22 protein-coding genes are annotated in these 23,362 nt (G+C 65.8%); 12 read left to right on the top strand and 10 right to left on the bottom strand.

Annotated elements, in window-relative coordinates; all coding sequences use genetic code 11:
• Window positions 1-981 carry a DNA polymerase III subunit delta gene (locus tag KK488_RS05365; RefSeq protein WP_214622115.1) on the top strand — a complete coding sequence of 327 codons (981 nt, stop codon included), beginning with the start codon at window positions 1-3 and terminating at the stop codon, window positions 979-981.
• Between the two features lie 42 nt (window positions 982-1,023).
• Here KK488_RS05365 and KK488_RS05360 read toward each other — a convergent pair whose 3' ends face one another.
• Window positions 1,024-2,712, bottom strand: coding sequence for an MFS transporter (locus KK488_RS05360; RefSeq protein ID WP_214622114.1), 1,689 nt, complete (start codon window positions 2,710-2,712; stop codon window positions 1,024-1,026).
• A 95-nt stretch (window positions 2,713-2,807) separates the two neighbouring features.
• Between KK488_RS05360 and msrB the strand changes: the two genes are divergently transcribed.
• Complete coding sequence (gene msrB / locus KK488_RS05355; RefSeq protein ID WP_214622113.1) at window positions 2,808-3,206, top strand: peptide-methionine (R)-S-oxide reductase MsrB; 399 nt, start codon at window positions 2,808-2,810, stop codon at window positions 3,204-3,206.
• Window positions 3,207-3,291: 85 nt separating this feature from the next.
• A complete protein-coding gene (locus tag KK488_RS05350; RefSeq protein WP_214622112.1) occupies window positions 3,292-5,388 on the top strand; it encodes a transglycosylase domain-containing protein in 2,097 nt (698 codons plus the stop codon).
• 85 nt (window positions 5,389-5,473) lie between these two features.
• On the opposite strand, the gene KK488_RS05345 is transcribed toward KK488_RS05350, so the two are convergent.
• The 4 genes from KK488_RS05345 to KK488_RS05330 form a co-directional block, all read right to left on the bottom strand.
• A complete protein-coding gene (locus KK488_RS05345) occupies window positions 5,474-5,956 on the bottom strand; it encodes a thioredoxin family protein (protein ID WP_349356853.1) in 483 nt (160 codons plus the stop codon).
• 154 nt (window positions 5,957-6,110) lie between these two features.
• Complete coding sequence (locus tag KK488_RS05340) at window positions 6,111-7,019, bottom strand: alpha/beta fold hydrolase (RefSeq protein ID WP_214622110.1); 909 nt, start codon at window positions 7,017-7,019, stop codon at window positions 6,111-6,113.
• 27 nt (window positions 7,020-7,046) lie between these two features.
• Window positions 7,047-7,238: a helix-turn-helix transcriptional regulator gene (locus KK488_RS05335; RefSeq protein ID WP_214622109.1), complete on the bottom strand. Its 192-nt coding sequence runs from the start codon at window positions 7,236-7,238 to the stop codon at window positions 7,047-7,049.
• Window positions 7,235-7,825, bottom strand: a complete 591-nt coding sequence (locus KK488_RS05330; RefSeq protein ID WP_214622108.1) for a hypothetical protein — start codon at window positions 7,823-7,825, stop codon at window positions 7,235-7,237. The genes KK488_RS05335 and KK488_RS05330 overlap by 4 nt, the downstream gene beginning before the upstream one ends.
• Before the next feature lie 497 nt (window positions 7,826-8,322).
• Between KK488_RS05330 and thrS the strand changes: the two genes are divergently transcribed.
• From thrS to KK488_RS05310, 4 genes are all read left to right on the top strand, one after another.
• A complete protein-coding gene (thrS, locus tag KK488_RS05325; RefSeq protein ID WP_214622107.1) occupies window positions 8,323-10,326 on the top strand; it encodes a threonine--tRNA ligase in 2,004 nt (667 codons plus the stop codon).
• Between the two features lie 223 nt (window positions 10,327-10,549).
• Window positions 10,550-11,089, top strand: a complete 540-nt coding sequence (gene infC / locus KK488_RS05320) for a translation initiation factor IF-3 (protein WP_214622106.1) — start codon at window positions 10,550-10,552, stop codon at window positions 11,087-11,089.
• A gap of 153 nt (window positions 11,090-11,242) precedes the next feature.
• Window positions 11,243-12,709: a cysteine--tRNA ligase gene (gene cysS, locus KK488_RS05315; RefSeq protein WP_214622105.1), complete on the top strand. Its 1,467-nt coding sequence runs from the start codon at window positions 11,243-11,245 to the stop codon at window positions 12,707-12,709.
• Window positions 12,709-13,662: a D-2-hydroxyacid dehydrogenase gene (locus tag KK488_RS05310; RefSeq protein WP_214622104.1), complete on the top strand. Its 954-nt coding sequence runs from the start codon at window positions 12,709-12,711 to the stop codon at window positions 13,660-13,662. Before cysS ends, KK488_RS05310 begins: the two co-directional genes overlap by 1 nt.
• Before the next feature lie 16 nt (window positions 13,663-13,678).
• Here KK488_RS05310 and KK488_RS05305 read toward each other — a convergent pair whose 3' ends face one another.
• Together KK488_RS05305 and KK488_RS05300 are read right to left on the bottom strand one after the other, a co-directional pair.
• Window positions 13,679-15,391: a SulP family inorganic anion transporter gene (locus tag KK488_RS05305; protein ID WP_214622103.1), complete on the bottom strand. Its 1,713-nt coding sequence runs from the start codon at window positions 15,389-15,391 to the stop codon at window positions 13,679-13,681.
• The gene (locus KK488_RS05300) at window positions 15,388-15,654 is read right to left on the bottom strand and encodes a helix-turn-helix domain-containing protein (protein WP_214622102.1); all 267 of its coding nucleotides are present in this window, start codon (window positions 15,652-15,654) and stop codon (window positions 15,388-15,390) included. The genes KK488_RS05305 and KK488_RS05300 overlap by 4 nt, the downstream gene beginning before the upstream one ends.
• 226 nt (window positions 15,655-15,880) lie before the next feature.
• Here KK488_RS05300 and KK488_RS05295 point away from each other — a divergent pair, with 226 nt between their 5' ends.
• The 4 genes from KK488_RS05295 to KK488_RS05280 all read left to right on the top strand — a co-directional run bounded on the left by KK488_RS05295 (window position 15,881) and on the right by KK488_RS05280 (window position 18,663).
• A complete protein-coding gene (locus KK488_RS05295) occupies window positions 15,881-17,257 on the top strand; it encodes a class II 3-deoxy-7-phosphoheptulonate synthase (RefSeq protein WP_214622300.1) in 1,377 nt (458 codons plus the stop codon).
• 142 nt (window positions 17,258-17,399) lie between these two features.
• Entirely contained in the window at window positions 17,400-17,834 is a 435-nt protein-coding gene (locus tag KK488_RS05290) for an RrF2 family transcriptional regulator (RefSeq protein WP_214622101.1), read from the top strand.
• Window positions 17,831-18,319: a GFA family protein gene (locus KK488_RS05285; RefSeq protein WP_214622100.1), complete on the top strand. Its 489-nt coding sequence runs from the start codon at window positions 17,831-17,833 to the stop codon at window positions 18,317-18,319. The genes KK488_RS05290 and KK488_RS05285 overlap by 4 nt, the downstream gene beginning before the upstream one ends.
• Window positions 18,316-18,663 carry an arsenate reductase gene (locus KK488_RS05280; protein ID WP_214622299.1) on the top strand — a complete coding sequence of 116 codons (348 nt, stop codon included), beginning with the start codon at window positions 18,316-18,318 and terminating at the stop codon, window positions 18,661-18,663. Before KK488_RS05285 ends, KK488_RS05280 begins: the two co-directional genes overlap by 4 nt.
• A gap of 46 nt (window positions 18,664-18,709) precedes the next feature.
• On the opposite strand, the gene KK488_RS05275 is transcribed toward KK488_RS05280, so the two are convergent.
• Window positions 18,710-19,372 carry a hypothetical protein gene (locus KK488_RS05275; RefSeq protein WP_250890100.1) on the bottom strand — a complete coding sequence of 221 codons (663 nt, stop codon included), beginning with the start codon at window positions 19,370-19,372 and terminating at the stop codon, window positions 18,710-18,712.
• A gap of 266 nt (window positions 19,373-19,638) precedes the next feature.
• Here KK488_RS05275 and rpsT point away from each other — a divergent pair, with 266 nt between their 5' ends.
• Window positions 19,639-19,902, top strand: coding sequence for a 30S ribosomal protein S20 (gene rpsT / locus KK488_RS05270; protein WP_214622099.1), 264 nt, complete (start codon window positions 19,639-19,641; stop codon window positions 19,900-19,902).
• Between the two features lie 63 nt (window positions 19,903-19,965).
• On the opposite strand, the gene KK488_RS05265 is transcribed toward rpsT, so the two are convergent.
• Complete coding sequence (locus KK488_RS05265; protein WP_214622098.1) at window positions 19,966-20,862, bottom strand: transglutaminase family protein; 897 nt, start codon at window positions 20,860-20,862, stop codon at window positions 19,966-19,968.
• Window positions 20,863-20,872: 10 nt separating this feature from the next.
• Entirely contained in the window at window positions 20,873-23,359 is a 2,487-nt protein-coding gene (locus KK488_RS05260) for a circularly permuted type 2 ATP-grasp protein (RefSeq protein ID WP_214622297.1), read from the bottom strand.
• Window positions 23,360-23,362 lie beyond the last annotated feature (3 nt).

Here is a 23,362-nt window from a genome sequence, read left to right as displayed (position 1 = left end):
GTGAGCCTGCGGGCGGACAATGCCGCGGCGCTCAAGGCGATCGACGCACCCGCCGCCAATATCCGTCTCTACCTGCTCTACGGTCCGGACGAAGCCGGCAGCGAGGCGCTGGCCGCGCGTTTCGGTAAGGCCATCGGCGCTGGCGCCGAACGGATCGATCTCGATGGACCCACCTTGCGCTCGGATCCGGCGCGCCTCTCCGATGAGGCGGCGTCCATCTCGATGTTCGGCGACAAGCGCTGGATCCGGGTGAGCCCGGCTGGCGAGGAGAGCCTGCCGGCGGTCGAGGCGCTGATGGAGGCGTCGGCGACCGGCGACCCGGTCGTGCTGATCGGGGGCAATCTGCGCAAGACCAGCAAGCTCCTGACCTATGTCGAGAGCCAGAAGGCGGCGATCGCGATCGTCAGCTATGCGCCCGAGGGCCGCAATGCCGAGGCGCTGGCGGTGACGATGGCGCGCGAGCTGGGCCTGGAGCTGCCCGGCGATCTGGCGCGCCGGCTCGTGGCGCTGACCGGCGGCGAGCGCGGCCTGCTGGCCGGCGAGATCGAGAAGATCGCGCTCTATCTTGACGCCAGCTCCGAAGAGCCAAAGGCAGCAACGCAGGAGGCGCTCGATGCGCTGGGCGCGGAAGGCGGCGAGCAGCAATTGTTCAAGGCGGCGATGGTCGTCCTGTCCGGCAATATCGCGGGTGCCGAGCATGAGATCGCGCATCTCAAGCAGAGCGGCGGATCGCTCTCCGGGCTGCTGCGCATCACGCTGCAGCGCGCAGTCGGCCTCAGCCAGTCGCAGAACGGCCAGGGCCAGCGCTTCGGCGGGCGGGGCGATGACGGTGTGGCGAGCCTGCGTGGCGATGATCTCGACAAGGCGATCGTCCGCATGGCCGAGGCCGAGCGCACCAGCCGCCTCTCGCATCAGATCGGCGAGGCCGTGCTGGCGCAGGAACTGATCAACGTGGCGCGGCTGGCGGCGCGGGGGCGGTAGCAGGTCTGCGTTGAAACCGGTTTTTGTTTGGGTCCGCACACCCTAGTTCGAGCGCGTCGGGTCAGTCATCGGATCGGCGAGTTCGCGGGCGCCCAGCGTCCGGCCGAAGAAGGGCAGCGCGCTGGTCTGGCGCTCGAGGAGACGACGCACGACCGGCTCGCTTTCCTCCGCGCGCAGGCTGCGCAGATCGTCGCTGTTGGGTGCATCGGCGAAGGTGCGGCGCTGGTTGTGGCGGATATAATCGAGCCAGGTCGGCACGTCGTAGCGCTCCACCCACAGCTCCGGGTCGGCCAGGTCGCGCATCAGGGTCCAGCCGCGCGCGCCGTCGCGGCGACGGATCCGGCGGCGCTCCTCCATGGCGGTCAGGAAGGCCGGGATGTTCGCTTGCGGCACGCGATGGTCGATGGTGATGACGACCGGCCCGCTGCGCGGACTGACCGGCACGGCCATATCCGGCTCCTGCCAGAGATTCTGCGGATCGAGGTTCATGTCGTCCACCGACTCCAGCGGCAGCAGGATGCTGACAGCAAGTCCGGCAATCAGGATGGCCGCAGCGACATGCAGCGCGAGCACCGCGCCATGATCCTGGGCGATGATGCCGAACATCCAGCTTCCGCCCGCCATCGCGCCGAAGACAGCCATCTGATAGATGGCGAGCGAGCGTGCCACGACCCAGCGCGGCGAAGACATTTGCACGTTCACGTTGAAGGTCGAGAGCGCGACCACCCAGCCCGCCCCGGCCAGCGCGAGTGCGGCGAGCGTGATCGGCAGATAAGGGCTGATGCCGGTGGTCGCAGCACCGGCGGCCAGCGCCGCCGACGCAAGGCGTACGAGCGATTCGCTCGACAGGCGCTGGCGCAGCCAGCCGCTGCCAAGCGCGCCGCCGACCGCGCCCAGGCCGAAGAAGCCAAGTAGTACGCCATAGGTAAAGGCGCCGCCCTGCACGATGTCACGCGCGACGAGCGGCATCATCGCCGGCACCGCGCTCGCTGCCAGGCCGAACAACGCCGAGCGAACCATGATGCGCAGGATCGGCGGTGACATGGCGACGTAGCGCAGCCCCGCGCCCATCGCGACGCCGAGCTTCTCGCGCGGCAGCAGCCGTGGCGGCACGTCCGGCGCCCAGCGGGCGAGGACGCCCATCAGGCCGACATAGCTCAGCGCGTTGATCATGAATGCGGCCGCTGCGCCGCCCGCCGCGACGATGAGGCCGCCAAGCGCCGGGCCGACGCTGCGCGCGATGTTGAAGCCCATGCTGTTGAGGGCGACCGCGTTTGGCAGCGCCGCGCGCGGCACCATGTCCCCGACCGAGGCCTGCCAGGCCGGCGAGTTGAGCGCCGTGCCGCAGCCGATGAGGAAGGTGAGCGAGAGCAGCAGCCAGGGTGTCATGATCCCGAGCCAAGCCGCAGCGGCGAGCGCCAGCGACACCAGCAGCATGAAGGTCTGTGCGACCAGCATCACCTTGCGCCGGTCGAGATTGTCCGCCATCGCGCCGGCCCACATCGAGAGCAGCATGATCGGCAGGCTGGTCGAAGTCTGCACCAGCGCGATCATCTCGGCCGAGCCGCCAAGCGAGGTCATCATCCACGAGGCGCCGACCGACTGGATCAGGCCGCCGAAATTGGAGGCCATGCTCGCCACCCAGACGGCGCGGAAGATCGGCACGGAGAGCGGCGAGACGGGCGCGGGGGCGGCCGAGGGCGGCGAGGAAGCGGGGGCGTCGGCGCTCATGGAAGCGCTTATGCACATCGCGCGCGAAAGTTTCGCCCCTTTTTCATCCTGCCTGCGCCATTGACGCTGCGTCGGCCGCACCCGATATTCGCGCCATGGAAAAACTGGATCTCACCGACGCCGAGTGGCGCGAGAAGCTCACGCCCCAGCAATATCATGTGCTGCGCGAGCATGGCACCGAGCGGGCCTTTACCGGCGAATATGAAGCCAACAAGGCAGCGGGCATCTATCATTGCGCGGGCTGCGGCCTGCCGCTCTTCGACAGCGGCCATAAATATGACAGCGGCTCGGGATGGCCGAGCTTCACCGCGCCGATGGAGCAGGACGTCGTCGACGTGGTTGCCGACAACAGCCTCGGCATGCGCCGCGTCGAGGTGCGCTGCGCCCGCTGCGAAGGGCATCTGGGCCATGTCTTTCCCGATGGCCCCGGCCCCAATGGTCTGCGCTACTGCATGAACAGCGCGTCGCTCGACTTCGAGCCCAAGGACGACTAACGCTCGCTTTCCGCTGCGCGTCATTCAGCCCTTGTAAAGCCGGGGGACGCTTGTAGTGTCGTATGCGAGCAATACAGGGCGAGGCATGGCCAAGGCAGAATCGGTAAGCCGCGTGCGATTGTGGTTTTTCCGTATCCTCAAGACAGGGATCGCGCTTGCCGTCGGCGGCTTGATCGCGCTGACGATCGCCGTCGTCATCGCCATGCAGTCGTTGCCGAGCTTCGACGCGCTGAAAAGCTCGCCCAACGGGCAGATGATCCGCGTCCATGCCGCCGACGGCACGGTGATCGTCTCCTTGGGGCCGAGCTATGGCCGCTGGCTGAGCTATGACCAGATCCCCGAGGTGATGACGCGCGCGCTCGTCTCGGTGGAGGACAAGCGCTTCTACATGCATCCGGGCGTCGACCCGGTCGGCATGACCCGCGCAGTGTGGATGGGCTATATCCGGCGGGGCGAAGGCCGGCGCCTGCAGGGCGCCTCGACCATCACCCAGCAGCTCGCCCGCAACATCTTCCTCAACAACAGCTATTCCGCCGGCCGCAAGCTGCGCGAGATGATCCTGGCGCTGGCCCTCGAGCGCAAGTTCAGCAAGCGGCAGATCCTCGAGCTCTATCTCAACAAGGTCTATTTCGGCGGCGGCGCCTATGGCGTCGACGCGGCCAGCCGGAAATTCTTCGATCATTCCGCGACCCGGCTGAACCTCGCCGAAGCCGCGATCATCGCGGGCCTCGTCAAGGCGCCTTCGGCTTACGCGCCGACCGCCGACGCTGAGGCGGCAGCAGGCCGGGCGGGTGTGGTGCTCGACGTGATGCAGGCCAATGGCGACATCTCCAGCGCCGAGCGTGCCGCGGTCGACCTCAAGGACGTCAAGATGGCGCCCGAAAAGGCGCAGGATTCGGTGCGTTACTTCACCGACTGGGCGCTGCCGCAGCTCGACAATCTGATCGAGGATAAGGAACAGCCGCTCGACGTCTATACGACGATCGACCTGCGCCTGCAGCGCGCGGCCGTCGCGGCGATCCAGGCCAATGCGCCGGGCGGCGCCCAGGGTGCGCTCGTCAGCCTCGATCGAGACGGGGCGGTGCGCGCGATGGTCGGCGGGCTCGACTATATCAGCTCCAACTATAATCGCGCGACGACGGCCGAGCGCCAACCCGGCTCCTCCTTCAAACTGTTCGTCTATCTGACCGCGCTCGAGAGCGGCTATACGCCCGAGACGCACGTCAATGACAGCCCGGTCACGATCAACGGCTGGAGCCCGCGCAATGACAACCGCAAGAATGTCGGCGAGATCGACGTGCGCACCGCCTTCGCCTATTCGATCAACACCATTGCGGCCAAGCTCGGCATGGAAGTGGGCTTCGCCTCGGTCGCCGACATGGCGCGCCGCTTCGGCATCACGACGACGATCAACACGCATCCCTCGATGGTGCTCGGCACCTCGGAAGTGCATGTGATCGACATGACCCAAGCCTTCGCCAGCGTCGCGCGCAAGGGCGTGGCGGTGAAGCCCTACGGCATCCTCAAGGTGACCACTGCCGATGGCGAAGTGCTTTACGAGCATAAGGACGACACCAGCCGTGTGCTGGTGGCGCCCTGGGTCGCGGCGGGGATGACCGACCTCATGCAGACCGCCGTCAACACCGGCACCGGCCGCGCCGCGCAGATCGGCCGTCCGGTCGCGGGCAAGACCGGCACGACGACCAGCAACAAGGATGGCTGGTTCATCGGCTTTTCCAGCGGACTCACCACCGGCGTCTGGATGGGCCGCGACGACAATCGCGCCATCCCCGGCCTTGCCGGCGGCCGCGCGCCGGCCCGGGCCTTCGCCGCCTATATGAAGGTTGCGACCGCCAACCGTCCCATCGAGAATTTCGACACGGCCGTCACCTTGCCCGAATGGCAGCTGGAGCCGGACGACGAGGCCTATGGCCAGCCCGACAATGGCATGATGGTCGACGAGGACGGCATGCCCAAGGAGCAGCCAGCCGATCAGGGCGATGACCCGGGCGCAAGCAGCAGTCCCACCCCGGACCAGACCGGCGAGACCGGCGCACCGCAGAAGATCGACCAGCGTTGGATCGACGACGTGCTCGGCCGCAGCCAGCGCCAGCCGGCCCCCACGCAGCGTCCGGCTGCGACTCCGACGCCCCGGCCGACGCCGTCACCGACGCGGCCCTGACCCCCCAAGCACCTGGTCTCCAGAGGAAAAGGTTGGGGGCTCCGTGGTGAGTTGGCGCTGCTCGCGCAGCGAGAGATCGTAGGGTCTAAGCCCCCACCCACTTCGCCAACCAGTCGGCCAGCGCCTGGGGAGTCATGTTGCGCGCGTCGGCCAGCGCGAACAGCGCCGCGCCATTGATCAGCTTGTTCGTCTTCGGATCGACGATCATCAATGCCGGCACGCCTTTGAGGGAGGTGATGCCATAGGGGCGGGCGACCTGCGCATTCTTGTCGAACCGGCCGACGTCGACCATCACCACCACATAATGCTTGTGCACGAATGCCTTGACCTCGGGCAGCTCCAGGACACCGGCGAGGATGCGACAATCCGCGCACCAGTTGCCGCCCAGGTCGATGATCAGCTTCTTGCCCTGCGCCTTCGCCTGCTTCCTGGCGGCCGCGACCGCCGCATCGGCATTGGCGCCCTCGTCATAGGGGTAGGGCAGTGGCTGACGCAGGTCATTGATGCTCGCGACAGCCACCCGTGGCGCGCGGGCGGCGGGTGCCTGCGCGCCGGCGGTCAGGAGCACTGCGGCGGCACAGGGCAATCAGGAGAGGCCGAAATTTCATCATGGACTCCAGATCAAGAAGCTCCTGTTCCGTACCGGGCGCCGCACCGCCCGAACACGGAAACATTCTTTAGCGCACCGTAGCCGGCTTTGCCCCGTCCCGAAGCCCGCCGCCTCAATGCGCGGCGATGAAGTCGCGTACGGCCGCTGCAAACGCCGCCGGCTGGTCGAGCATCACGAAGTGGCCGCTCTGGGCAACCGGCACGAACCGGATTTTGGGCACCGCCTTATATGCCGCCTCATAGGCCGCGCGCGTCGGCGCGTCCGTGGCGCCAGACCAGGGAAAGACGATGGTGAGCGGTGCTGAAATGGTCGCAAGACCGGAACGCTCATCCGTTGTCAGATCCTCGTAGGTTGCCATTGCCACTGTGCGCAGATCGGCAGCGGCGGTCCATTGGGTGATCTTGGCCTTGCCATCCTGGCTCGCGGCGAGATCTGTCGCGGGCGGCAGCTTCCCTCCGGCCGCCGCCATGGCGAGCATCCGGTCGCGCATCATCGCCGCTTGTGGCGCGGCCGCCTCGACGGTCGCAGCAGGGCCCATGAAGAGGGTGCCGATGAAGGGCATTGCATCGACGATCATGACACCATCGATATTGGCGGGATGCAGCCGGGCGAGCCGAAGCGCAGCCAAGCCGCCCAGCGAATGGCCGACTAGCCGCACGTGGCTGAGCTTGTGGGAGGCGATATAGTCGGCGAGCCCATTGGTCAGGCCGGCGATGGCGCCGCCCTGCGCATTTGGCCCGGGGTCGCCTGCCGCGAAGCCGCGCAGCTGGACCAGATGCAGCCGCGCCGTGCCCCTGAGCGCATCTGCGAGACCGGCGTAAACCTCACGCGGCGTGGCGAGACCGGGGATCAGGATGACGTCCGGCCCTGAATCGCCGATCCGCTCGACCGTGAAACGGTCATGTTGTTCAGAGATCGCTCCGGATACTGCGATTTCAGCGCCGTACGCCGGCGTGCCGAGTATGTGCGGGATGGTGGCCGTCGCCAGCATGGCGAAGGCAAGCCGTTGGATCATGGTCATGGAAAGCTCCTTGGACGTGGGCGGGGCCTAGTCCCGCGAGAAGATTTGCTCGATTGTCATTTCGAAGAGATCCGCGATCCGGAACGCCAGCGGCAACGAGGGATCATATTTGCCGGTCTCGATGGCGTTGACGCTCTGCCGGCTGACCTCCAGCCGTTCGGCCAGATCCTGCTGGCTCCAGTCGCGCTCGGCGCGAAGCACCTTGAGGCGGTTCTTCATGCCTTGTCGCCGCGAAAGATGAGGTTCGAGACGCCCAGGCCGAGCGCGAACACCGGCACCACCGCCCAGGCCGGGACATGCGGCACCAGCTCGAATTGCTCGAGAAAGCCCCAGACCGTGCCGATCGCAAGCAGTCCGCCCAGGCCGAACAAAGCCTGCCGCACGATTCGGGAGCGAAGATATTCGTCGCTCTCCTCAATGACCAGCCGCGCCATCGCCCAGACCATGCCGAGGACCGGCGCCGCCGTGGCAATCGCCGCGGCCCAGAGCAATGGTCCCGCAAGGTGCCAATGCTTGAAAGCGAAGATCGAGAGGAAGAGGATCGCCATGTAGAGCATGGAGGCGACCATCATGCGATTATTGTAGCGGATCATCGCCGGACTGGCGCAGCCTGTCGCCTTGGCCCGGGCCTGTGCCGCGCGGACCAGCGCCACCGTCATAATCATGGCCAGTACGAGATAGCCGACCAGGCCGATCCAGCCGAGGTGCAGCGCCTTGAGCGCTACCCCGCCTCCGATCAGGACGATGGGAAAGGCGATGATGACGGCGCTCAGCCGACGCGTGCGGGCCGGGTAGGCTTCGGGCATATCTGCGGTCGAGTTCGTCATGGCAATGTCCTGATTGGGGATTGGGTCGGGGATGCGTGGCCCGCGTCGCTGGATTTGCGTTCACCTGCGGTGCGAGGTTGCAGGTTGAGAGGTTTGGATGGTTTCCTTGTCATATAGATAAGCAAACTTTACAAACGCCGATATATTTAGTCAAGCGTCATTTACATTGAGGCGACGACGCTGATCATGCGCTCCCGGGCTAGCGCGATTCCTCGCACACACGATCCCGGAGATGACAGCTTAACCTTCGGCTGCTATGAAGCCGCCCATGCCGAGGCCGATCGCCATCACCACGACGACAATAACCACCCGGACCACTCCGGGGGGTCTCGGCACGCGCGCCACGATCTGACGCAAGCAGCCAGAGGCCCACCCCGGCGAGGGAATGGGCCGAACGGCGATCCCATCCCTTTCCAGCCTCTTTTCAATCGGGCCGGGCTTGCCTAGGGGCAGGTCCGCAGACAGGGACGAAACCGATGACGGAACTACTGAAGATCACGCTCCCCGATGGCTCGCAGCGCGAAGTCGCGCGCGGGACCACCCCGGCGCAGATCGCGGCCGACATCGGCCCGGGACTCGCCAAGGCGGCGCTGGCCGCCAAGGTCGACGGCGCGCTTTACGACATCATGCGGCCGCTGGAGGCCGACGCCCAGCTCGCCCTCGTCACGGCGAAGGACGAGAAGGATGCGCTGGAGCTCGTCCGCCACGATTTTGCGCATGTCCTGGCCGAGGCGGTGCAAAGTCTCTTCCCCGGCACGCAGATCACGTTCGGCCCATCGACGGACGACGGCTTCTATTATGACGTGGCTGCGCCCAAGGATCGCGGCCCGTTCACCGAGGAGGACCTGCCGGCGATCGAGGCGAAGATGCGCGAGATCATCGCTGCCGACAAGCCGCTGCGCCGCGAGGTCTGGAGCCGCGAGGCGCTGATCGAGCGCTGGGCGAGCCAGGGCGAGAGCTTCAAGGCGGAATGGGCGGCCGAGCTGCCCGGCGACGAGGATCTGACGGTCTATTGGTCCGGCGGTGACTGGCTCGACATGTGCCGTGGCCCGCATCTCGCCTCGACCGGCAAGCTGGATCCGCAGGCCTTCAAGCTGACGCGCGTCTCGGGCGCCTACTGGCGCGGCGACCAGCGCAACGCCATGCTCTCACGCATCTACGGCACGGGCTGGCTCAACAAGAAGCAGCTCGATTCGCATCTGCTGCGCCTGGAGGAAGCCGCCAAGCGCGACCATCGCAAGATCGGCCAGGAGATGGACCTGTTCCACCTCCAGCAGGAAGCGCATGGCTCGGTCTTCTGGCATCCCAAGGGCTACATCGTCTGGCGCGCGCTGGAGGCCTATATGCGCCGCCGGCTCGACAAGGCAGGCTATCACGAAGTGAAGACGCCGCAGATCATGGACGCGCGCCAATGGGAGCAGTCCGGCCACTGGGGCAAATATCGCGAGAATATGTTCGTCATTCCCGATGAGGTGCCGAACACGCAGGATGAGGGCCCTGTCGTCTCCGACGCCGCCGAGTGGATGGCGCTCAAGCCGATGAACTGTCCCGCGCACATCCTCATCTTCAAGCAGGGAATCAAATCCTATCGCGACCTGCCGCTGCGCATGGCCGAGTTTGGCTGCTGCCACCGCAACGAGGCGCATGGCGCGCTGCACGGAATCATGCGGGTGCGCCAGTTCACGCAGGACGACGCCCATATCTTCGTGCGCGAGGATCAGCTGGTCGAGGAAGTCGCGGCCTTCTGCGATCTGCTCGACAGCGTCTACAAGCATCTCGGCTTCGAGAGCTATGCGATCAAGCTCGCCCTGCGGCCGGAGCAGCGCTTCGGCAGCGATGAGATGTGGGACTGGTCCGAGCAGAGCCTGCGTAACGCCGTCGCCGCCACGGGCCGCGCCACCGAGGCCTATGGCTGGGAGGAGCTGCCGGGCGAAGGCGCCTTTTATGCGCCTAAGCTCGAATTCCACCTGACCGACGCGATCGGCCGGACGTGGCAGTGCGGCACGATCCAGACCGACACGGTGCTGCCCGAGCGGCTCGACGCGAGCTATGTCGGCGAGGATGGCGAACGCCATCGCCCGATCATGCTCCACCGTGCGATCCTGGGGACGTTCGAGCGATTCATTGGCATCCTGATCGAACATCATGCCGGCAAGTTTCCGATGTGGCTCGCACCGGTGCAGGCCGTCGTCGCAACGATCGTCTCGGATGCCGACGACTATGCCCATGAGGTCGCGGAGAAGATGCGCGCCGCCGGGCTGCGCGTCGACACCGACGTGCGCAACGAGAAGATCAACTACAAGGTGCGCGAACATAGCCTCGCCAAGGTGCCGAACCTGCTGGTCGTCGGCCGGCGCGAGGCGGAGGAAGGCACCGTCGCCCTGCGCCGCCTCGGCTCGGACGAGCATCAGAAGGTGATGAAGATCGACGATCTGATCGCCCAGCTCGTTACCGAGGCGACGCCCCCGGATCTGCGCTGATTGCCCATCCTTCCAGTGGATTGCGCGCCGGCCACTCTATGGCACCGGGATCGTCCGGCTGCGCCTTAGTGCCCCGCCGCATTCGAAGGACGTTAACCGGATTGTGGCATAGGCGCCGCAGCCGCGTGTTCTTTCAGCCGCGCCTCTTTAAGTTGCGCTCAAAAACCGTTAAGTTAAGAGACCGACAGAACCACCCTAAGGAGAACTGGTTATCCCTCCCCCGATGATGCGCCGCCCGATGGCGCCACCCCAGCCGATGAACGGCCCGCGCTACAATGAATTCATCAATGTGCCCAAGGTGCGCGTCATTGATGAAGAAGGCGAAAATCTTGGCGTGATGTTCACGCGCGAAGCGATCGAGCAGGCTGCCGAAATCGGTCTCGATCTCGTCGAGGTCTCGCCCAATGCCGATCCGCCGGTCTGCAAGTTCCTCGATATTGGCAAGTTCAAGTACGAGGCGCAGAAAAAGGCCAATATTGCCCGCAAGACCCAGCGCACGCAGGAGATCAAAGAGATCAAGATGCGGCCGAACATCGACGATCATGACTATGATACGAAGATGAAGAAGGTCTTCGACTTCATCGAGGAAGGCGACAAGGTCAAGGTCACCCTGCGCTTCCGCGGCCGCGAGATGGCGCACCAGCAACTCGGCATGCAGCTGCTCCAGCGCGTCGCCGAGAATACCTCCGAAGTTGCCAAGGTCGAGAGCTATCCGCGACTCGAAGGCCGCCAGATGCTGATGGTGCTCTCACCGAAAAGCTGAACGCAGCTCGGCAATTATGCCGTCTGCATAAAATCCGTTCGCGCTGGGCCCGTCTAAGGTTCCTCTTCTTAGAAGGGAGAGACTTCGACGAGCCGAGCCCGAACGGATTTTAGCTATTGGCAAAAAAGTCCCCGCCGCTCACATGAGCACGCCATGACCGAGCCCATCCCCCTGCGCCTGTTCAACAGCCTGACCCGCGCGGTCGAGCCGTTCACGCCCGTCCACCCCGGCGAGGCGCGCGTCTACAGCTGCGGTCCGACGGTCTATAATTACCAGCATATCGGCAACATGCGTGCCTATGTGTTCGCCGACACGCTCGGCCGCACGCTCGCCTTCAAGGGCTATGCCCTGCGCCATGTCATCAACATCACCGATGTCGGCCATCTGACATCGGACGCCGACGAAGGCGATGACAAGATGGAGAGGGCCGCCGCGAACCTGGGCAAGACCGCGTGGGACATCGCCGCCTTCTACACCGGTGAATTCAAGCGCGATCTCAAATGGTTGAACGTACGCGATCCCTATCGCTGGACGGTCGCGACCGACTATGTCCCACAGATGATCGAGGCGGCCAGAGCCATCGCCGCCGACCATTGCTACGAGCTCGACTCCGGCCTCTACTTCGATGTCTCGACCGTCGCCGACTATGGCCGTCTTGCCCGCGCGACCACGGACGAAGGAGAAGGCCGCATCGAGGAGGTGGAGGGCAAGCGCCACGCCGCCGATTTCGCCATCTGGCGCAAGACGCCGGCCGGCGAGACGCGCCAGATGGAGTGGGATTCGCCCTGGGGTCGCGGCGCGCCGGGCTGGCATCTCGAATGTTCGGTGATGAGCAAGGCGAAGCTCGGCCTTCCCTTCGACATCCACACCGGCGGCATTGATCATCGCGAGATTCACCACCCCAACGAGATCGCCCAGAACCAGGCGATCCAGGGCTTCGATCATGATCATGGAACGCTCGATTGCGCGCAGAACAGCGGCGCGCGCATCTGGATGCACAATAATTTCCTGATCGATCGCGGCGGCAAAATGTCCAAGTCGGCGGGCGAGTTCCTGCGCCTGCAACTGCTCGTCGATCGCGGCTATCACCCGCTCGCCTATCGCCTGATGTGCCTGCAGGCGCATTACCGCTCGGAGCTGGAGTTTAGCTGGGACAATCTCGGCGCGGCGCTGACGCGGCTGAAGCGCATGGTGATGGCGGTTGCGCCGCTCAGGGACATCGCGACGGCTGACGCTGTCACGCACCCCAAGCTGGCGTCGCTGCTCGCGAGCTTCGACGCTGCTGTCAGTGACGATCTCAACACCGCCGTCGCCCTCACCGTGCTCGACGAGGCCGTGGCGATGAAGAAAGTGTCTGTTGAGGAGAAGCGTGCGCTGATCGAGCGTATGGACGCCGTCCTGGGGTTCGGCCTGCTCGCACTTTCGCGCACAGACCTGCGCCTCCGTCCCATCACCGCCACCATCGCGGAGACCGAGATCGAGACCGCTCTCGCCCAGCGCAGGGAAGCGCGCGCCGCCAGGGATTTTGCTGAGTCGGACGCCATCCGCGATTCGCTGAACGCCTCGGGCATCGAGGTGATGGACGGCGATCCGCTGGGCTGGGAATGGAAGCTGGACTGATGGCGCACAAACCCCTCATCGTCTTCCCGGAGCAGTTCCGCGTCCAGTTCGAGGCGATGCTGCCGGACAGCGTCGCGGTGAAGGGCTTCTCAAGCCTTGAGGAATGTCTGGAACTCGCCCCGCAGGCCGAGATCGGCTGGTTCGACGACTGGGCGAGCGGCGCCTTCTTCGCAGGTCCCAAGGCCGCGATCAACGCGACATGGATCAACACGGTCGGTGTCGGCCTCGACGCCTTCCCGACCAAGGAAATCCGCGAGCGCGGCCAGATCCTCACCACGGGGGCCGGCATGATGCCGGACATCGTCGCGGAATATGCGGTGATGGGCGCGCTTGTTCTCGCCAAACGCCTCGACGTGGTGGTGCGCGCCCACGACCGCGCCGACTGGCTGAACGGGCCGCCGGTGCGCTTCGAGATGATGAACAGCAGCGCGCTCATCCTTGGCTATGGCGCGATCGGCCGGGAGATCGGCGCACGGCTGCGGGCCTTTGGCGTCAAGGTGACCGGCGTGCGCCGCAGCCCCGACCCGGACCCGAACGTGCTCGGCCCGGATGAATGGCGCCCGCTGCTGGGCGAGTATGATTTCGTCATCATCGCCGCGCCCAACACTGGCGAGACGAGGGAAAGCATCGGCGCGGCCGAGCTGGCCGCGATGAAACCGGGCGCCCGTATCGTCAACATCGCGCGCGGCGACCTCGTCGATCAGACCGCGCTCATCGCCGCGCTGGACTCCGGCCAGATCGGCGGCGCCTTCCTCGACGTCACCACGCCTGAGCCTCTGCCTGCCGACCATCCGCTGTGGAAGGCGCCCAACACGCTCATCACCATGCATCTCTCGGGGCAAAGCCAGACCACCGCCTTCCAGCGCGGGGCCCAGCGCTTCCTCAAGAATCTGCAGCATTATCTCGCCGGCGAGCCGCTGGAGCATGTCGTCGATTTCAGCCGGGGCTATTGAGCGCGCCTCACGCCGCTCAGTGCAGTGTCTCTTCCTCGGCTGCTTTTCCTGCCCGCGCGGCCGCGATCGCCTCGCCCATGTCGGCATAGAAACGGGCATGCGGGGGCTTCACGCCATGGGCGAACAGCACATGCCGCACGGACGCCCGCGCACCGCTGATATAAAGCTTGGCCTGACGCCGGCCGATCTTGCGCACAAAGCTTTCGATCGTTGCAGCACCGGTCGAATCCAGCATCGGCACGTCCGAAAGATCGACCACATAGGCGCGCGGATGCTCTCCGAGGCGGTCCAGCGTCGCGCCGACCATGCCGGCCGAGCCAAAGAAGAAGGCTCCGGAAATGCGGCAGAAAGCGATGTCCGGATCACCGGCGGCAGGATTGATCACGCTCGGGCCATTGTCACTGTCGGCGCGATCCCCCTCGATTATCGGAGCGCCGCTTTCGATCGCGACCGCCTGGGCCATGCGCTGCAGCGTGATGATGGCGCCGAGCGAGAAACCGACCAGGATGCCGAGGCCGAGATCGCGGAAGATGACGACGAGGAAGGTCACGACCAGCACCAGCGCCGCGCCGCGCGAGGCACGGAACAAGGTCGTGATCTCGTCGCGTTCGATCATGTTCCAGCAGACGGTCGCGAGCAATCCTGCCAGCCCGGCGAGCGGAATGTAGCTGGCGAGCGGCGCTGCGACCAGAATGAAGGCCAGCAGGAACAGCGCATGCAGCATGCCCGCGACGGGGCCGCGCGCCCCGGCGCGGACATTGGTGGCGGTGCGCGCGATGGTGCCGGTCACGCAGAGGCCGCCGAACAGGGCGGACGCGCAATTGGCCGCGCCCTGCGCCACCAGCTCGCAATTGGAACGGTGGCGCCCGCCGCTCATGCTGTCCGCCACCACGGCCGAAAGCAGGCTCTCGATGGCGCCCAGCAGGGTGAAGGACAGCGCCGAGGGGAGCAGCGCCGTCACGCGCGGGAGCGAGAGATCGGGAAGATGCGGGACCGGTAGCGCGCGCGGAATGCCGCCAAAGCGCGAGCCGATCGTCTCGACCGGAAGATGGAGCGCCAAGGCCAGCACGGCCGTCACGGCGACCGCAATGAGAAAGCCCGGCCAATGCGGTCGCCAGACACGGCAGGCAAAGATGATCGCGATGGCGACCAGCGCGATGCCGACGGCCGCGGCATTGACCGTCGGCAACGCAGCCGCCAGCACTTCGATCTTGGGGATCAGCTCGCCGGGCTCCGGGCCGGACAAGGTCAGGCCGAGCAGATCCTTGATCTGGCTGGCGAAGATGATGATGCCGATGCCCGCGGTGAAACCGACGGTCACGGGATAGGGGATGAACTTGACGAAGGTGCCCAGGCGCAGCCAGCCGACCGTCATCAGCATGAGCCCCGAGAGGAAGGTCGCGATCAGCAGGCCTTCCAGCCCATGCCGTGCCACCGTCGCGGCGACCAGCACGATGAAGGCGCCCGCCGGTCCGCCGATCTGGAAACGGCTGCCGCCGAGCAGCGAGATGAGGAAGCCGCCGATAATCGCGGTGTACAGCCCACGCTCCGGGCTGACGCCGGAGGCGATCGCAATGGCCATGGAGAGCGGCAGCGCCACGATCGCAACGGTGAGGCCGGCCACCGCATCCGCGCGAATCCCGGCAAAGTCATATCCCTCGCGCAGCACCGTCACCAGCTTGGGTGTGTAGAGCTCGGCAAAGCTTGGCGACGCAGCTCGCGCGTTCACGCCGGATCCCTCCGGGCGCGGAGGCGCAGGCGAACGCCACGGCCACCCTCCGGGCTGGGCACATCGTCTCCGATCAGATCGACGCCGGCCCGGCCCAGCGCCTCGACCACCTTGACCAGGCTATCGACATTGCCCCGGACGTTGCCATCACTCGTTTCCATTCGCCGGATCGTGGGCAACGAGACGCCCGACAGTTCGGCCAGTTGGCGCTGGTCGATGCCGAGCAGAGCCCGCGCGGCGCGCATCTGAGTCGAAGTCATCACGAGTCGATCATATCAGATCGCAGAACTGATATCTAGAATATCGATATCGATGATTTTAGCAGCAGTCATGCTCGACAATCGATCAATAATCCCGGTCCCGCTTCGCTGCCGGACGGCCGGACGATGGGGAAGCAATCGCCTTGCTTCGCAGGCCCCGAAAGCGTAGGGGCTTGCCCCCGGCCCGCCGCACCCCATTTTGGGGCGCGTGGACGCATGGAGCCTTGAGATGAAGACGGCGAACTGGAGCCCCGCGAGCTGGCGGGACCATGAAGGGCTGCAAATGCCCAGCTATCGCGACGCGGCCAGTTTGGCCGCGACGGAGGCGCAGCTTGGCAATTTCCCGCCGCTCGTCTTTGCCGGCGAGGCGCGTAGCCTCAAGGCCGATCTTGCCAGGGTCGTTTCCGGCGACTCCTTCCTGCTCCAGGGCGGTGATTGCGCCGAGAGCTTCGCCGAGTTCCATCCGAACAATATTCGCGACACGTTCCGCGTACTGCTCCAGATGGCGGTCGTGCTCACCTTCGCCAGCAAGCTGCCGATCGTCAAGGTCGGCCGCATGGCGGGCCAGTTCGCCAAGCCGCGCTCGGCCCATACCGAGACGATCGATGGCGTCGAGCTGCCGAGCTATCGTGGCGATAATGTGAACGACATCGCCTTCACGGCGGAAGGTCGCGAGCCCGATCCCGAGCGGATGATCCGTGCTTACAATCAGTCGGCCGCCACGCTCAACCTGCTGCGCGCCTTCTCGACCGGCGGTTATGCCAGCCTCGACCGCGTCCATGGCTGGATGCTCGACTTCATGGGCCGCAGCCCCTGGGCGAGGAAATTCCGCGAGATGGCGGACCAGATCGGCACGGCGCTCGACTTCATGCGCGCTTGCGGGCTCAGCCCGGATACCGTGCCGCAGCTCGGCGCGACCAGCTTCTACACCAGCCACGAGGCGCTGCTGCTTGCTTATGAGCAGGCACTGACCCGGCAGGATTCGCTGACCGGTGACTGGTACGACACCAGCGCCCACATGCTCTGGATCGGCGATCGCACACGGTTCGAAGGCAGCGCCCATGTCGAATATCTGCGCGGCGTCGGCAATCCGATCGGCATGAAGTGCGGGCCGAGCCTCGACCCGGACGCGCTGCTGCGCCTGCTCGACATCCTCAATCCCGCGCGCGAGCCGGGCCGGATGACGCTCATCACCCGCTACGGTCACGACAAGATCGAGGCCGGCCTGCCGCCGCTCGTCCGCGCCGTGATGCGCGAGGGGCATCCGGTCGTCTGGTCGTGCGATCCGATGCACGGCAATGTCATCAAGACCAACAACGGCTACAAGACGCGGCCGTTCGACCGCATCCTGGCCGAAGTGCGCGGCTTCTTCGCCGTGCACCGTGCCGAGGGCAGCTTCGGCGGCGGGATCCATGTCGAGATGACCGGCCAGAACGTCACCGAATGCACCGGCGGCGCCATGGACGTGACCCAGATGGACCTGGAGGATCGCTACCACACCCATTGCGATCCGCGCCTTAACGCCGGTCAGAGCATCGAGCTGGCTTTCCTGCTGGCCGAGATGCTCAACGACGAGTTGGCCGAGCGGCGCAAGGTGGCGGCCTGATCATTTGACGTCATCCCAGCGAAAGCTGGGATCCCGTGCGACAGGGCGCTGCGTGTCCGGAGGAGACCCCAGCTTTCGCTGGGGTGACGCATTGTTGCCCAACCCCCTTGCACTGCGCGCATTCTCTGCCAAATAGGTGGATATGCTTTCGCAACGCACTCGCTATTCGATCCGCGCGCTGCAGCATCTCGCGCGCCATTATGGCGAGGGGCCGATTCAGCTCGCTGACATCGCCAGCGCGCAGAATATCCCCGGCAAGTTCCTGACCGTCATCCTCTCGGAGCTGAGCCGCGCCGGCCTGGTCGCGACACGCCGCGGCCGCGATGGCGGCTACTGGCTCGCTCTGCCGCCGATCGACATACGCTATGGCGACATCTTTCGCCTGACTGACGGCGCCCTCGCGCTCGTCCCCTGCGCCAGCCGCTTCGCCCACCAGCCATGCAAGAATTGCGTGCCGGAGGAGGAATGCGAATTGCGCCGCATCATGCTCAAGGTGCGCGACGAGACGGCCGCGATCCTCGACACGCTGACGCTCGCCGACAAGTTCGAGGTAGCGGGCGAGGGCGAGGCCGCGTGAACCGTCTCGATATCGCGGTCACGGGTGGCTGCCAGTGCGGCGCGGTGCGCTACGCATCCAGCCAACTCATGGACAATGCCCATATCTGCCATTGCCGCATGTGCCAGAAGGCGGTCGGCAATTTTTTCGCGGCTCTGGTTGGCGCGCCGAACGACAGGCTTGTCTGGACACGTGGCGAGCCCGCTATCTTCGCCTCGTCGGATCTCGCCGATCGCGGCTTCTGCGCTCAATGTGGCACGCCGCTCTTCTATCGCGGCAAGGGCAGCCCGCGCACTGGCCTCACCATCGGCTCGCTCGACGATCCCAGCCTCGCGCCGCCGCGGGTGCAGGTGGGCATGGAAGGACGCCACGCCTTCTTGGATGACCTCCTCCACCTGCCCGACGAAGGCACGACCGAGGAAGATATGATCGAGGAAGCGCCGCTGATTGCTGCCAGCAATCACCAGCATCCCGATCACGACACGGAGCAATGGCCACCTCGATGACGATCACCCTGCACGGCATCCCCAATTGCGACACCGTCAAGAAGGCGCGGATATGGCTGGAGAGCCGGGACGTCGCCTATGCCTTTCGCGATTACAAGAAAGTGCCGCCGAGCGCGGCGGAACTGAAAGGCTGGACCAGCGAGAGCGGCTGGGAGTCGCTGCTCAACAAGGCAGGAACGACATTCAAGAAGCTACCGGATGGCGACAAGGTGGACATTGATGAAGCGAAAGCCATTGCCCTGATGGTTGCCCATCCGTCAGTCATCAAACGGCCGGTGGTGACGGGCGCGGGGCCGCTGCTTGTCGGGTTCAAGCCCGAAAATTGGGCGAGCCGCTTCGGATGATCCAAAACTGACCCGGCTTCCGTCTGGGGAAGCCGGGCCGGAGTGTTTACGGTGTGCGCGTGGTGATCGTCGTGGTTTCGGTCGCCGTCCGCGTGGCCACGCGGGGGGCGGCCTTGCGGGTCACTTTCACGACCTTCCTGGCGGACCGCGCTTTGGTAACCGGGGCCTTGGTCTCAGTGGTCACGGTCGTCTCAACCTGATTGGCGGCAGCCGCGTTGGCGGCTGCGACCGCGACATCGGCGCGCGCAGCCGATGCAGCCGCGGCCTGCTCCGCATTGGCCGCGCGTGCATTGGCATCGGCGGCCTGCGCCTGGGCCACCGAGGCGTTTTGCTCGGCCTGCTGAGCGCGGGCCTGGATGTCCTGTGCCTGCTGCGCCTGGGCATTGGCCTGGTCTGTCTTGATCTTCTGAGCCTCGCCCAGTGCCGCCTCCGCAATGGCGGTCGCACGATTGGCCTCTGCAATCGCCTCTTCCTTGCGGCCGGCGGAGAGATCTTCCTTGGCCGTGTTCAGCGCCTTGCGCGCTTCGGCCTGCCGCTCCGGCAATGTGGTGGCGACGCCGGCGGCGTCACCTGCCTGGATGCGGCCCTCGGCATGAGCGATCGCGGTCCGGGCACGGTCCGCCTTGCCTTCGGCGTGCGCTGGCATACCGAGCGCGAGCATCATCGCCATCCCGGCGGCAGCCGGGACGTATAGCTTGGATCGAAACATGAGTGCGTCCTCTTCTGATTTTCGACGTGCGGAAAACGTCGGGTGCGACGCGTCGTTCCCGCTCCGGTCACTAAGCGACACTCATCAGGGGGACGACTGACCTTTCCAGCACGCCGAAAGGATTGCATTTGCACATATTCACGCCACACAAGGCGGTTGACGATCAACCCATTCACAGCTAATGGCCCGGCCTTCGCGCGGGCTTGCTGGGTCCATCCCATGGATTCGCGCTGCGCACATCAACAGATTCAAGTTCGAGGAACAGAATGGCCAATACGCCTCAGGCAAAGAAGCGCATCCGTCGCAACGCGAACCGCGCCGCGATCAATGGTGCGCGCACCAGCCGCATCCGCACGCTCGTCAAGAAGGTCGAAGCGGCGCTTGAGGCCGGCGACAAGACGGCGGCTCAGGCTGCGCTCACCGTTGCCCAGCCGGAAATGGCGCGTGGCGTCGCCCGCGGCGTGCTTCACAAGAACACTGCCTCGCGCAAGTTTGGCCGCCTCACCAAGCGCGTCGCCGCGCTCGGCTAAACCTTCAATCCAGTCTTCTGGATTTTACGAAACGGCGTCGGGTCTCCGGCGCCTTTTTCGTGCTCAGCTCACCGCCAGTCGCGCATCGATCGGCGATACATCGACCGAATTGTACGTCTTCTGCGACGCACCACCTACGAACACCCCGTCGATCGGTGAAATATCCGAATAGTCCCGCCCCATGCCGACCACGAGATGATCGGCATTGGCCAACACGCCATTGGTCGGATCGATACCAACCCAGCCGCGCTGCGGCCCGCACCAGAGCGCAACCCAGGCATGCATCGCATCGGCGCCGACCAGGCGCGGCTGGCCCGGCAGCGGATACGTGCGCAGATAACCGCTCACATAGGCGGCCGGCAGACCGACCGAGCGCAGCGCGACGATCAGCACATGGGCAAAATCCTGGCATACGCCGCGCCGGATCGAGAAGGCATCCTCGACCGGCGTATCCGCCTCGGTCGCCTTGGTGTCATAGACGAAACCGCTTTTGATCGCCCGCGCGAGCGCCAGGCCGCCGGTCAGGCAATCGGCATCGGACGGCAGTTGCGGCCTCGCCCACGCCATGATCTCGGGGACCAGCGGCAGCAGGCGCGATGGAAACAGATAATGCGCCGGTGCCATCAGGCCGGCATCGCGCTCGGCCAGCGCCGCCTGCGCGACATCCGCGATGGACATGGTCTGGACAGCAAGGTCGAGCTGGGCATCGCCGACATCGGCTATGAAGGTCGATCGCACTTCGAGCGTCTTGACGGGCTTGAGAATTTCCACCCGTGTCAGGTTGAACGGATAGGCGCCAGCCCGCTCCTCGCGCTTCTCCGGCAACGGATCGATTGCCAGCTTATAGGACTCGACACGCTGGCCAGGCCAGTCGATCGGCATCAGCCGCAGGTTGAAATGCGCCACCCGCACCGGCGGTTCATAGTCGACGCGGATGATATGGCTGACCTTGTATCTCATGCCATATCCTTCATGCGAGCCTCGTCATGCCGGAAGCGCGCGGCGCGTCCTCGCCTTTCAGGAAGAAGCGATCGCTGATCCGGTCGGACAGGTCGAGGAAAAGCTGCTCGATGGCGTCGAGGTCGCCGGCGGTCAGAGTCACGGCATCCGTGGCGCGCAGGCGGGCCGCGATGGCCGTGGCCAGCTGCACGGGTGGCTCCGGCATGCCATCGTCGCGCAGGGTCGGCAGGGCGAGCAGATGCTCCAGGATCGTATCGGCCTGGAAAGCGAGCGAGCGCGGATTGCCCGGTTCCAGCACCAGCATGTCGCGCACCGGCACCAGCGCGAGCCCGGCGAGATAGCGCGTGCGGTAACTGATCTGGCAATCGCACAGATCGAGCAGCAGATTGAGGTCGTGCGCGCTGGCCTGATCGCTGGCGAAGGTCTTGACCAGCCGGCAGATGTGGATCGCTCGCTCCATCCGCCGCCCCATGTCGAGGAAACGCCAGCCGGCGCCCCGCACCATGTTCTCGGCGGCGAGACCCGACAGCGCCGCGCAGCGATCCAGCAGGCGCGCGACATGGGCGATGAGCAGAGGCGTCTGCCCCTGCCTCACCGAGCCGATCTGCTGGTTGAGCAAGCGCCAGAAGTCGATCGCGAGGCGCTCGCGTAGCCCTCGTCCGATCGATTCGGCCACCGCGAACAAGGTGTGGACGCTGCCCGGCATCGCGGGATCGCCAAGCGCATCGACGCAAAGGGTGTTCATCCCCGCCTTCAGCGCATCCTTGCGCGCCGCACCCCAGGCGATCAGCGTGCTGGCGACCCGGTCCAGCGTCATCTGGTCGAGGCTCGATCCCGTCTCCCCCTCGATGCTGCCGCCGATCAGGCCGCGCACCATGCGCAGCACCATCTCGCCACGCTCCAGATAGCGCGCCAGCCAGAAGAAGTTGTCCGCCGCCTTGCTTGGCAATGTGCCCGCGATCCGGCGGATCGTCACCGGCGCGCTTTCGAGCAGGGTCATCGAGCTTTGCGGCTCGTCCGCCACGATGCACACATCGGCCGACATGTCGCCCTCGCCCATCAGCACGGCGCGCATGTCATCATGGGCGGCGAGGCGCGCGAATCCTCCCGGCATGGCGCGCCACCGTCCCTCCGGATCACGAGCAAGAAAGGCGCGCAGGATGAAGGGTCGCGGCAGCAGCTCGCCATTGACCAGAGCGGGCGTGGTCGACAGCTGCACGAGTTCCTGTCCGATATAGTCCATTGCCCGCCTGTCCAGCTCGGCGAGCAATGTCGCTCGCTCCTCCCTGGTCAGTCGCGCTGCCAGGCGGATGCGACCGTGCGGAATGGCGGGAATGGGCCGACCGAACGCCGAGCCGACGACCAGCATATCGACACGGTCCCGAACATAGGCCCGCTCGGTCTCCTGACCGCACCACCATGTCGCGACGTTGGGGATGCGCAACGGTTCGCCGAGCAGTGTCTCGCACAGGCGCGGCAGGAAGGCCGCCAGCGCCGGCGTCTCGACCACGCCAGCGCCCGGCCAGTTGGCCATTGCGAGATTGCCGTGCCGGATCGCTTCGAACAGGTCCGGCACCCCGATGGTCGAGCGTGCGTCGAATGCGAGAGGGTCGAGAAGATCCGTGCCCATCCGCCGCCAGAGCCCATCGATTCGCTTCACGCCCTCGATCGTACGCACGAGAAGTTGGCCATCGCGCACCGTCAGATCGTCGCCCTCGACCAGCAGGATACCAAGATAGCGCGCGAGGTGCGCCTGCTCGGGATAGCTCTGGTTGAGCCGGCCTGGGGTCAAGAGCGCGATGCGCGGATCGCTGCGCGGGCTGATCGCCGCCAGACCCTGGCGGAAGTCCGCGAAGAATGGCGCCAGTCGCGCAAAGTTCATCGCCCCCAGGGCGTCGTCCGTCGCGCGCGTCATGGCGAGGCGGTTTTCCAACGCATAGCCGGCGCCGACGGGCGCTCGGACGTAATCGGCCAGCACGCGCCACTCGCCATCCGGTCCGCGTGCCAGATCGACTGCGTAAAATTGCAGCCGGTGCCCGCGCGGCGGCGGAACCTCATGCATCTGCCGCCAATATTCCGGGCTGCCAGTGATGATCGCGGCGGGCAGCACCCCATCAGCCACCAGCCGCGCTTCGCCATAAATGTCGCCGAGCACGGCTTCGAGCAGGTCGGCGCGCTGGGCGAGGCCATTCTCAAGCCCTTGCCATTGCGAGGCGTGCAGCAACATCGGAATGGGGCTGAGCGGCCAGACCCGCTCCTCGACCTCGCCGGTCAGGCGGAAGGCCATGCCGAGGTCGAGCACCTGCTGGCCGGCCCGCTCGTTGAGCGCCGCGAGGCTACCGCGCTCCGGCGCCGCGAGCGCCGCCAGCATGTCTGCCCAGTGCTGCGCCATGCCGGTCTCGTCCCGCGCGCTCAGCATGAGGTCGCTGCGGCTCGCCTCGCGCCGATAGCGGCGCAGGGCGAGATCGATGTCCGTCTCGACCGTCGCGCCTTGCATGTC

It is taken from the genome of Sphingobium nicotianae, from assembly GCF_018603885.1.
GTDB lineage: Bacteria > Pseudomonadota > Alphaproteobacteria > Sphingomonadales > Sphingomonadaceae > Sphingobium > Sphingobium nicotianae.
The sequence above is the reverse complement of the archived record's forward strand: the minus strand, read 5'-3'. Positions and strand labels throughout refer to the sequence as shown.